Genomic DNA, 10,855 nt, shown 5'->3' on the forward strand with positions numbered 1-10,855 from the left:
GGGGTGGGGGGGGTGGTTGGGTGTTTGGGGGGGGGGGGAAGGAGTCCGGGGCCGACCGAAAAAAAAAACTGCCGACTCTGTGGTGCAAACTGCCGACAGCACTGCAAACTGCCGACGGCGCGGCCACTCACAGCGCGCGAGCAGCAGGACGACGGCAGCAGGACGACGGCGGCACCCGGATGACGGCGGCATCCGACCTGCGGACGGCGTCCGCACAGAACTGGCGCGGGCGGTCCGGGCGCCGGCGTCGAACCGATCTAACGTTGGACCGGAATCACCCGCGAGGCGCCCGGCGAGGGCCAGGGTCTTTACACAGGACCGCGAGATGGCGACAATTCACCCGTCGAGTTTCGATCGCCCGGAGGTTCAACGTGGTACTTCCTCGCTTCAGCCCGCTCAAGCTTGTCGCCGGTGCGGCGGCCGCCGCCCTCGCCGCCGGCGCCCTCACGGTCGCTCCCGCGGTCGCGGCACCGGCCGACGACGGCGCCCCCGCCGTCGTCGCTCCCGCGGACGCGGCAACCCGCGCCGACACACTCAATGCCGACGCAGCCGCCACCGACGCCGCCATCCAGACGACCGTCCGGCCGAGCCTCGTGCTCGACCGCGACTTCCCCGACCCCGACGTGTCGAAGTTCGGGAACACCTACTACGCGTACGCCACCAACCAGGGCAAGAACCTGCCCTGGGCCACCGCACCCGACCCGGACGGGCCGTGGACCTTCCAGTCCACCGACGCCCTGCCGACCCTCGGCGCGTGGGCCAAGACCGGGCGCACCTGGGCGCCCGACGTCTCGCAGCGCGCCGACGGCAAGTACCTCCTCTACTACACGGCCTGGCACAACGCGTCGGGCCGCCAGTGCATCGGCGCGGCGCTGGCCGACTCCCCCGGCGGCCCGTTCGTCCCCGTCGGCAGCGATCCGCTGATCTGCCCGCTGGAGGCGGGCGGCGCGATCGACGCGTCCAGCTTCGTCGACACCGACGGCACCCGGTACATCCTGTGGAAGAACGACGGCAACGCCATCGGCGCCACCACCTGGATCCACGTGCAGCGCGTGGCCGCGGACGGCCTCACGTTCCAGGGCGGCGCCACCCAGGTGCTGCGCAACGACCGGGCCGACGAGGCCGGCATCATCGAGGCGCCCGTCGTGACCAAGGTGGGCGGCAAGTACGTGCTCTTCTACTCGGCGGGCCCGTACAGCACCAACTCGTACGGCACGAACTACGCGGTGGCCGACTCGATCACCGGCCCCTACACCAAGGCGTTCCGGTTCCTCATGACCACCGACTCGCTCGACGGCGCGGTGTCCGGCCCCGGCGGCGCCGACGTGCTGCGGGACGCCGGGGGCGACAAGCTCGTGTTCCACGGGCACCGGGACGCCGGCGGGCGCGGCATGTACGTCGCCGACCTCGGCTGGGCGAACGGGAACCCCGTGGTCCGCGGCAGCCGGGTGCGCTACGAGGCCGAGCGCGGCACCCTGAACAACTGCACGGTCCGCGAGAACGCGGCCGGCGCGTCGGACGGCAAGGTCGCCGCGTACATCGACCACGCCGACAGCTGGGTCGACGTCGGCTCGATCTACGTGCCGACGTCCGGCAGCTACACGCTGCACGTGGGCTACGCCAACGGCTCGGCCGTGACGGCGTCGCACACGGTCACGGTCAACGGGTCGTCGGCCGGATCCATCAGCTACCCGATCACCGGCTGGGACAACTGGCAGCAGTCCAGCAAGGACATCACGCTCCAGGCCGGCTGGAACACCATCCGGCTGGGTAAGGGGACGGCGTTCACGGAGCTGGACTACATCGAGGTCGCGTAGCCGACGACGGCTGCCGCAGCCCACACACCCGCCAGCCCAGCGATCGCGCCCGGAACAACGCCTGTTCCGGGCGCAATCGCTGGGCTGCGGCGCGCACCGGCGTCCGCACACCCCGTCGTGATGTATCTTGACGTCAAGATACTCGACGGCGAGGAGTTGCGATGGCCGACTGGAACCCCGGCGCCTACCTGCAGTACACGGACGAGCGGTCCCGGCCGTTCACGGAGCTGGTCGCCCGCGTGCCGGGCACACCCGCCACGATCGTCGACCTCGGGTGCGGCCCGGGTCACCTCACCCCGGTGCTCCGCACCCGCTGGCCCGAGGCCCACGTCACCGGGGTGGACGCCTCCCCCGCCATGATCGACCGGGCCCGCGCCGCCGACCCGGGCACCGAGTACGTGCTGGCCGACCTGAGCACCGACGAGCACACCGCCGACCTCGTGATCAGCAACGCGGCGCTCCAATGGGTCCCGGGGCACCGCGAGCTCCTCACGAGGCTCGCCGACCGCGCCACGCAGACCTTCGCGTTCCAGGTGCCGGGCAACCACGACGCGCCCAGCCACCGGCTCCTGCGAGAGGTCGCCGCCCGCGCGCCGTACGCCGACGTCGTCGGGCCGGTCGAGCGGCGGGCCACCGCCGACCCGGCCGAGTACCTGGAGATCCTGGCCCGGCCGGGCTGGTCAGTCGACGCATGGGAGACCACCTACACGCACGTGCTGCAGGGGCCGGACCCGGTGCTGCGCTGGATCTCGGCGACCGGCGCCCAGCCCACCCTCCAGGCGCTGGAGGCGAAGGACCCGGCCCTGCGCGCCCGGTTCGAGGAGGAGTTCGGCGCGGCGCTCCGGGAGGCGTACCCCGAGCAGCCGCACGGCACGCCGCTGGCGTTCCGTCGGGTGTTCGCGGTGGCCACCCGGGCCTGAGGCGGCGCCCGGGCGGGTCCCTGGCCGACGGCGGCGCGCGGCGCCCGGCGTCAGCCCTGCTGGGTGACCCGGGCCTCGAGCCCGGCCAGCTCGGTGTCGACGTACCGCCGCGTGCGCCGCCGCACCAGGTTGCCGAGCAGCCAGGCCAGCCCGCCGGTCTGCGTGATCGCGAGGGTCACGCGGGAGCGGCCGTCGGGCAGCGGCTCGACCAGGTGCTCCGCCTGGGTGGTCAGGCCGGGCGCCTCGCTGATCCACGCGAAGTGGCGCGGCGGGTCCCACTCGTCCATCAGCCAGATCGCGAGCGGCAGCTTGGGCTGCTCGATCCGCACCTGCGTGCCGACGTCCGGCGGGTTGGGCCCGTCGATGATCTCGACCGACGTCATGGACGACGTCCAGTCGGGCATGTGCTCGACGTCGGACAAGACCGCCCAGACGGCCTCGGGCGAGGCGTCGATCGCGGCGGTGGTGCTGTAGCTCGGCATCGGTGCTCCTGTCCTGGAGGGGTGACGCCGGCGGCCGGCGTCACCCCCTAGTCTCGACCTCAGGACACGATCTCGCGCCCGGCCGACACGCCTCAGGCCGACACGCGTCAGGCAGGCACACCTCAGGCCCGGACGGGCGGCGTCGGCCAGGTGGGGGCGGTCAGGCCCTGCTCGAAGAACAGGTACTCGTGCACCGACGAGATCTCGAACGCCCGCAGCATGCGCCCGCGCTCGTCCGGGGAGACCCAGCGGGCCGCGTCGTCGGCCAGCCGGCGGGCCTGCCGGGTCGACTCCTGGAAGGCCTCGTCGCCGTAGGTGCCGATCCAGGCCGCGTACGGGTGGCCCGCGAGGCCGCCGGGGCGGCGTCCGGCCAGGTCCACGAGCACGCTCCCGACGTGCGCGTAGAGCCAGAAGCAGGGCAGGAGCGCGGCGACCGTCTCGGCGTAGCTGCCCGACGCCGCGGCGTGCAGGTGGCCGGTGTAGGCCGCTGTCACGGGTGACGGCTCGACCGCGGCGACGTCGCCGGCCGCCAGCCCGGCGTGCGCGCCCAGCCAGTCGCGGTGCAGCACTGTCTCGACCTCGAGGGCCGTCACGGACGACCGCGCGAGGAAGCCCTGCGCGGCCGGGTCGGGCGCCGCCTGCGCGGCGCGCGCCATGATGCGCGAGTACTCGCGCAGGTAGGCGGCGTCCTGGGCGAGGTAGAACGCGAAGGACCCGGCGGGCAGCGAGCCGTCCGCGAGCGCCACGATGAACGGCATGTGCTCGACGGCGTCGCGCCAGCCCGCGATGCGGTCCCAGGCCTCCTCGGTGAAGGGGCGGACGGCGGCGTCGGCCGGGGACTCGGTGGAGACGGGGACAACGGAAGAAGTCACGATGGACATCCCTTCGCCAGCATGATCTGGATCAGGTTCGACGGGTGTGGTCTCAGCCCTGGCAGGGCACCCCGTGTCACGTGCGGCAGAGGCTATCGGATCCGGCGGGCCATGGGCTGCCGGATCTCTGGCGGGTCGTAGGCTGCCGCCATGACAGACCGCCCGATCCGCATCGGTGTTCAGCTCCAGCCCCAGCACGCCGACTACTCCGCGATCCGCGACGCGGTGCTCCGCGCCGAGGACGCCGGCGTCGACATCATCTTCAACTGGGACCACTTCTTCCCGCTGCGGGGCAACCCCGAGGGCAAGCACTTCGAGTGCTGGACCATGCTCGGGGCGTGGGCGGAGCAGACCGAGCGCGTGGAGATCGGCGCCCTCGTGAGCGGCATCGGCTACCGCAACCCGGACCTGCTGGCGGACATGGCGCGCACGGTCGACCACATCTCGGGCGGGCGGCTGATCCTGGGCCTGGGCGCCGGCTGGTTCGAGAAGGACTACGACGAGTTCGGCTACGAGTTCGGTACGCCGGGGTCGCGGATCGCGAGCCTGGCCGACGCGATGGCGCGGATCAAGGCCCGGCTGGCGGCCGGCAACCCGGCGCCGTCGCGCGAGATCCCGGTCCTGATCGGCGGCGGTGGCGTGCGCAAGACGCTGCGGATCGTGGCCGAGCACGCCGACATCTGGCACGCGTTCGGCGACGTGCAGACCCTGACGAGCAAGTCCGCGATCCTCGACGAGCACGGTGCCGCCGTCGGGCGGGACACGGCGAACCTGGTCGAGCGCTCGGTGCAGGCGCAGGGCTCGCCCGCGGTGGACGGCGAGGCGCTGGTGGCGGCCGGGGCCACGCTGTTCACCGTCGGGGTGAGCGGCCCGGACTACGACCTGTCGACGGTCACGGACTGGGTCGCCTGGCGCGACTCGCGGGGCTGACCCAGGCGTAGCGCGCTGTTGACCAGGCCGAGGTGGCTGAAGGCCTGGGGCGTGTTGCCGAGGTGCCGGCCGGTGGCCGGGTCGTACTCCTCGCTGAGCAGCCCCAGGTCGTTGCGCACGGCGAGGAGCCGTTCGAACAGGGCGACGGACTCCTCGACCCGGCCGATGCCGTGCAGCGCGTCGACCAGCCAGAAGTTGCACACCAGGAACGTCGCCTCGGCACCGGGCAGGCCGTCCACCTGGTCGTCGGCCTCGTTGTGGTACCGCCGCAGCAGCCCGTCCTGGCCGAGCTCGCGCTGCACGGCGTCCACGGTGCCGACGACGCGGGGGTCGACCCAGGGCAGGAAGCCGACCTGACCGATCAGCAGCAGCGCGGCGTCGAGCCCGTCCGAGCCGTAGAACTGCGTGAACGTGTTCCGCCCGGCGTCGAACCCGTTGGTGCACACGTCGTCGTGGATCCGGTCGCGCACGGCGCGCCAGCGCTCGACGGGCTCGTCGACCAGGCCGTACTTCTCGACGGCGCGGACGGCCCGGTCGAAGCCCGCCCAGGCCATGACGCGCGAGTGCACGAACGCGCGGCGCGGGCCGCGCACCTCCCAGAGCCCGTTGTCGAGGTCGTCCCAGTGCTCCTCGAGGTGCTCCAGCAGGGCCCGCTGCAGCCGCCAGACGTCGTCGTCCTGCTCCAGCCCCGCCTCGCGCGCCTGGTGCAGGGCGTCCAGCGTCTCGCCCCACACGTCGATCTGGAGCTGGCTGGCCGCATCGTTGCCGATCCGGACCGGCGAGGAACCCTCGAAGCCCGGCAGCCAGTCGAGCGTGTACTCCGGCAGCCGCCGACGGCCGTCGAGCCCGTACATGATCTGCAGGTCCGCCGGGTCGCCCGCCACGGCCCGCAGGAGCCACGCCCGCCACTCGCGCGCCTCGTCGATGAAGCCGGTGCCGATCAGGGCCTGCAGCGTGAGACCGGCGTCGCGCAGCCAGCAGTACCGGTAGTCCCAGTTGCGGCTGCCCCCGAGCTGCTCGGGCAGCGACGTCGTGGCCGCCGCGGCGATCGCCCCCGTCGGGGCGTAGGTGAGGGCCTTCAGCGTGATCAGCGAGCGGTGCACGGCGTCGGGCCACTGCCCGGTGTAGCTGCAGCCCTCGAGCCAGGTGTGCCAGAAGTCCTCGGTGTCGCGCAGGGCCGCGTACGGCTCGACCGGTTCCCGGGTCTCCAGGTGGGACGCGTGATAGTTCAGGACGAAGGGCACCCGGTCGCCGGGCCCGACCGTGAACTCCGCGCGCAGCACCGACCCGTCGCTCACGCCCTCCCGCATCATCGGGACCACCGAGTCGATGCGGACGGAGTCCGGGCCCGCCACGGCGCGCAGCGCGTCGCCGTCCTGCGTGATCCAGGGCACGATGTTCCCGTAGTCGAACCGGAGCCGCAGCTCGGTGGTCATGGCGACGTGGCCGCTGACCCCCTCGACGATCCGGACCAGGTCGGCCTCGTCACCGCGCGGCGGCATCAGGTCGATCACCCGGACCCGCCCCTCGGGCAGGTCCCACTCCGTCTCCAGGACCAGCGTGCCGTCCCGGTAGCGCCGGCTCGTGCAGTCGCCGCCCGACGTCGGGCCCAGGCGCCACGACCCGTGCCGCTCGTCCCCGAGCAGCGCGGCGAAGCACGCCGGGGAGTCGAAGCGCGGCAGGCACATCCAGTCGACCGACCCGTCCCGGCCGATCAGTGCGGCGGTCTGGAGATCACCGACCATCCCGTAGTCCTCGATGCGACGCGTCACGGGACCACCCTAGGTTCGGCCCGACCCGGTGAACAGCACACGACTCGCCGCAGGCCGGTCCGGCTGACGTGTCAGACGTACAGGTCACGCGGGTGACCCGTACGCCTGACACGGCAGGTGTGGCGCCGGGGCGGGAGCCTCAGAACGACGACGCGTCCGCCGCGTACACCCACCGGTAGCCCGGGTACTCGCCGAGCGACCACAGGTAGTCCCGCGTCGGGTCGTAGGACAGGTCCTCCGACCCCACCGTCAGCGCGTTGCCGTGCCGCACGATCGAGCCCGACGGCGCGACGAACGTGTGCAGGTCACCGTCCGAGTTCGGGTCGGAGAAGGTGTCGCCGTCGCTCTGCGAGAAGAAGAACTCCCCGTTGATCGCCGTCGAGCCCTGCACGCTCTCCAGATCCGTCCGGTAGGCCTCGGTCGCCTTGATGATCCCGTCCGACGCCGGCTTCAGGTACCGGTTCGTGTAGTCGATCGGCACGCGGATCGTCCTGACCTGCGCACCGGCCTCGATGTCGTCGGCGCTGCGGTACTCGCTGACGACCACCGAGTCCGGCGTGCTCGTCCGGTCCAGCGAGACCGAGGAGTGCTGCAGCTGCGCGTACCCGCCCGCCGTCGAGTCGGTGAACTTCGCGGTCTGCGGCAGCACGTACTTGTAGTCGAAGGCCTGGTACGAGCCGTCCGCCTGCCGGCCGATCTTCGAGGCCTCACCCGTCGAGACCTGCCACAGGTGGTCCAGGTCGAACACCCGGAAGCCGCCGCCCGTGTCCGCCACGTACAGCAGGTTGCCGTACCACATGATGCCGCCCGCATGGATGTCGATGGGCTTGAACGACGGCGCGCTCGTCGTGCCGCTCGGCTCCACCAGCAGCAGGTGGCGGTACGGCGGGGCCGACGCGCTCGCCGACAGGTTGGACACGCTGATGCGCACGCCCTTGTCGATACCGTCCTCGGCGTGGTCGTACCAGCTCACCAGGTTGATCCGCTTGCCGTCGTAGGTGCCCTCCGCGTACGCGTCCGAGCTGGTGGTGATGCCCTGCGGGTACCAGGCGCTCGTGTCCTGGTCGCCGTCGTTCCAGCAGTAGTACGCGGTGCGGTTCGTGACCGACGGGGCGCTGCCGCAGCTCGGGGTGCGGTTCGCGTCGTCGGCCACCGCGGCCATGGTCACGTTCGGCAGCGCCGAGTCGAGCGCGCCGATCAGGGACGACGACGTCTGCGACAGCGTGTAGCGGAAGTTGCTCGCGGTGAGCGGGGTCGCGGCGGCCGCGATGGCGGCCCGGTCGGCCTGTTCGGACTGCCCTGCCTGGTCGGACGGGGTCTGGTTCGCGGCGGCCTGACTTGCTGCGGCCTGGCCCGCCGCGGCGAGCAGGGCGGCCAGCCCGAGGCTCGCGACGGCGAGTGCGGAGCGGCGACGACGGCGCATGATGGTCTCCTTGCACGAGGGGACGGTTGCCTGCACACCGTAGGAGCGGGTGCGTCCTCCCGCCACGAAAAAGTCACCCGATCAGCGATGACAGCGTTGACAGTCGGGTGCCCGGGTCATACGTTCCGACGGGCGGGCGTTCCGCCCGGCGGGGCGCACGGTGCCGCGCCGCGTACTCGATCAGCGACGACTCGAGCAACGAAGCGGGTGGACCGATGGTGTTCCGAGACCTTGCACGTACCTTGATCACGCTCGTCACGGCGGCCGGGGTCGCCGTCGGCGGGAGTTTCACCGCCGGCGCGTCCGCGCCCGACGCCGACGAGTGGTCGACGTCGTGGACGCAGTCGCAGCAGCGCAGCTCCGGGCTGAGTCCGGAGACGTTCCAGAACAGGTCGGTCCGGGTCGTGACCCGGCTGACGCAGGGCGGCTCGGCGCTGCGCGTGCGGCTGCAGAACCAGTTCGGCACGGCTCCCCTCGTGGTGAACGCGACCACCGCGGGGCTGAGCGCCGGGGGTGCGGCCGTGCGGCCGGAGAGCCTGCGCACCGTCACGTTCGGCGGTTCGCCCACGGTGTCGGTCCCGGCCGGCGGCGAGGTCTGGAGCGACCCGGTGAACCTGGCGACGTCGGCCCTGGACGACCTGGCGGTGAGCTTCTACCTCACGAACCCGACCCGGATGATGCTCCACGACCTCGCCGGCCGCACCAACTACTTCTCGGCGGCGGGCGGCGGCAACACGACCGCCGACACCTCGGGCACCGGCTTCCCCGACACGCACGGCTGGACCTACCTGGTCAGCGCCGTCGACGTGCTCGGGCCCGACGTCGCCGGCACGGTGGCCGGCGGCACGGTGGTCGCCTACGGCAGCTCGGTGGTCGACGGCGTGGGCGCGGACAGCTGCGGAGCCGGCTGCCCGCCGCCGGCCGTGTTCCAGCGCTGGACCGACACGCTCGCGCAGCGGGTGGTGGACGAGCTGCCCGCCGACCGGCAGGTCGCCGTGGTCAACGAGGGTATCGCCGGGACCACGGCGGCACCCGCGTGCGGGGCCGGGGGCCTGGACGGCGTCTCGCGCCTGGACCGCGACGTGCTCGCGCTGCACCATGTCCGGGCGGTCATCTACTACTACGGCACCAACGACCTCGCGAATGGCTGCAGCGCCGAGACGATCCTGGCGGCCTACCGGGACACGTTCGCCCGCCTGCGCGCGGCCGGGATCAAGGTCTTCGTCACGCCGATCACGCCGCGTCCCGGCTACACGGCCGAGCAGAACGCGCGGCGCGCGGTCGTGAACGACTTCGTCCGGGCGGGCGGCAACTGCTCGGGGACCTGCGACGGCGTGTTCGACTTCGACGCCGTGCTGCGCGACCCGAGCAACCCGAACTCCATCTACCCGCCGTACGACAGCGGGGACGGGGTCCACGCGAACATCGCGGGTCAGACGGCGATCGCCCGGTCGATCCCGCTGGACCGCTTCTGACGCGGCGTGGGTCGCGGGCCGCTGCCGGGCCTGCTGATCACGGGCCCGCCGGGCGTGGGTCCCGGTGGTCGCGGGCCTGCCGCCGTCGCACTCGATCACTCTCATCACCTTTGAGGCCCGGGTTTCTTCGCTTTGAGCTGTCTCAAAGCGAAGAAACCCGGGCCTCAAAGAGAATGTCGCAGCCGGGTCCGCCTGCTGGGACCGGGTCGGCGACCAACGAGGGCTAGCTTCAGGGGGTCGCGAGAGCTCGCGTCAGACGGTCCGGTCAGCGGCCCGTGAGGGCCGCCGCCTGCGGGTCGTTGCGGCCCGCAGGCAGCACGCGCAGCCGGCGCGCGGTTGCCCCGGCGCCCTGTTCCGCGACGTCGGCAGCCAGCGCCTTCAGCGACTCGGGCGTGTCGTCCGAGGCCCGCAGGAACCAGCCCGAGCACGCGTCGAGCTCCCCCGCCGCGATGGCGTTGACCACGTCGGTCACGCGCTCGACCGGGGTCCACTCCGTACGGTTCTCGTGGAGCGTCATACCCGTGGACATGTCGGTCTTCACGACCCCGGGGGCCAGCTCGAAGACCCTGATCCCGTGCCGGAACCCGTCGTCGTGCAGGTTGGCGCCCATCCGCAGCAGGGCCGTCTTGCTCGCGTTGTACGCCGAGCTGCCGCCGCGCATCTCGTGCGAGCTGGCACCCGAGGCCAGGTCGACGACCCGTCCCCCGCCGCGCGCGATCATGCCCGGCACCGTGTAGCGGCTGAACAGGAACGGCGCGCGGACGTTGGTCTCGACGACCGACCACCACTCGTCGGGATCGGCCTCCCACAGCGGATGCTCGGACTCGATGGCGCCCGCGTTGTTGACCAGGAGGTCGATCGCGCCCAGCGCGTCCTCCGCCTGCTCGACGGCGGCACGCACCGCTGCCGGGTCGGACACGTCGGCGGTGAGCACCACGGCGTCCACCCCGGCGGCCCGGACCTCTGCGGCGACGGCCTCGAGCCGCGCCGCGTCCCGCGCGAGCAGGGCGACGTGCACCCCTGCTCGCGCGAGACCCAGCGCGATCTCCCGGCCGATGCCGCGCGAGGCACCCGTGACGAGTGCCGTGCGGGCAGCCGGGACGGAGGGGGGGGAGCCCCCCAAAAGAACCCCCCCCCCACCCCCCCCCCCCCCACACCCCCCCC

The 10,855-nt window shown here is 72.5% G+C and carries 9 protein-coding genes and 1 riboswitch; of the genes, 4 read left to right on the forward strand and 5 right to left on the reverse strand.

What is annotated here, in order from left to right; translation table 11 throughout:
* Positions 1 to 371 precede the first annotated feature (371 nt).
* Together ACFV9Q_RS25550 and ACFV9Q_RS25555 are read left to right on the forward strand one after the other, a co-directional pair.
* Positions 372 to 1,817, forward strand: a complete 1,446-nt coding sequence (locus ACFV9Q_RS25550; RefSeq protein ID WP_377236741.1) for a family 43 glycosylhydrolase — start codon at positions 372 to 374, stop codon at positions 1,815 to 1,817.
* A gap of 161 nt (positions 1,818 to 1,978) precedes the next feature.
* On the forward strand, positions 1,979 to 2,737 hold the full coding sequence (locus ACFV9Q_RS25555; protein ID WP_377236742.1) for a methyltransferase domain-containing protein: 759 nt from the start codon (positions 1,979 to 1,981) through the stop codon (positions 2,735 to 2,737).
* Between the two features lie 50 nt (positions 2,738 to 2,787).
* On the opposite strand, the gene ACFV9Q_RS25560 is transcribed toward ACFV9Q_RS25555, so the two are convergent.
* A complete protein-coding gene (locus tag ACFV9Q_RS25560) occupies positions 2,788 to 3,219 on the reverse strand; it encodes an SRPBCC family protein (RefSeq protein WP_377236743.1) in 432 nt (143 codons plus the stop codon).
* Positions 3,220 to 3,341: 122 nt separating this feature from the next.
* The gene (locus tag ACFV9Q_RS25565; protein ID WP_377236744.1) at positions 3,342 to 4,091 is read right to left on the reverse strand and encodes a TenA family protein; all 750 of its coding nucleotides are present in this window, start codon (positions 4,089 to 4,091) and stop codon (positions 3,342 to 3,344) included.
* Positions 4,083 to 4,175, reverse strand: a riboswitch (TPP riboswitch). It overlaps the preceding gene by 9 nt.
* A gap of 66 nt (positions 4,176 to 4,241) precedes the next feature.
* Between ACFV9Q_RS25565 and ACFV9Q_RS25570 the strand changes: the two genes are divergently transcribed.
* Positions 4,242 to 5,021 carry an LLM class F420-dependent oxidoreductase gene (locus ACFV9Q_RS25570; RefSeq protein WP_377236745.1) on the forward strand — a complete coding sequence of 260 codons (780 nt, stop codon included), beginning with the start codon at positions 4,242 to 4,244 and terminating at the stop codon, positions 5,019 to 5,021.
* On the opposite strand, the gene ACFV9Q_RS25575 is transcribed toward ACFV9Q_RS25570, so the two are convergent.
* Positions 4,967 to 6,793: a glycoside hydrolase family 15 protein gene (locus ACFV9Q_RS25575; RefSeq protein ID WP_377236746.1), complete on the reverse strand. Its 1,827-nt coding sequence runs from the start codon at positions 6,791 to 6,793 to the stop codon at positions 4,967 to 4,969. The genes ACFV9Q_RS25570 and ACFV9Q_RS25575 overlap by 55 nt on opposite strands.
* 139 nt (positions 6,794 to 6,932) lie before the next feature.
* Complete coding sequence (locus tag ACFV9Q_RS25580; protein ID WP_377236747.1) at positions 6,933 to 8,216, reverse strand: hypothetical protein; 1,284 nt, start codon at positions 8,214 to 8,216, stop codon at positions 6,933 to 6,935.
* A 242-nt stretch (positions 8,217 to 8,458) separates the two neighbouring features.
* Between ACFV9Q_RS25580 and ACFV9Q_RS25585 the strand changes: the two genes are divergently transcribed.
* Positions 8,459 to 9,691 carry a GDSL-type esterase/lipase family protein gene (locus ACFV9Q_RS25585; RefSeq protein WP_377236748.1) on the forward strand — a complete coding sequence of 411 codons (1,233 nt, stop codon included), beginning with the start codon at positions 8,459 to 8,461 and terminating at the stop codon, positions 9,689 to 9,691.
* A 265-nt stretch (positions 9,692 to 9,956) separates the two neighbouring features.
* Here ACFV9Q_RS25585 and ACFV9Q_RS25590 read toward each other — a convergent pair whose 3' ends face one another.
* Positions 9,957 to 10,814: an SDR family NAD(P)-dependent oxidoreductase gene (locus tag ACFV9Q_RS25590; RefSeq protein WP_377236749.1), complete on the reverse strand. Its 858-nt coding sequence runs from the start codon at positions 10,812 to 10,814 to the stop codon at positions 9,957 to 9,959.
* Positions 10,815 to 10,855: the final 41 nt, after the last annotated feature.

It is taken from the genome of Promicromonospora sp. NPDC059942, assembly GCF_042731755.1.
GTDB lineage: Bacteria > Actinomycetota > Actinomycetes > Actinomycetales > Cellulomonadaceae > Promicromonospora.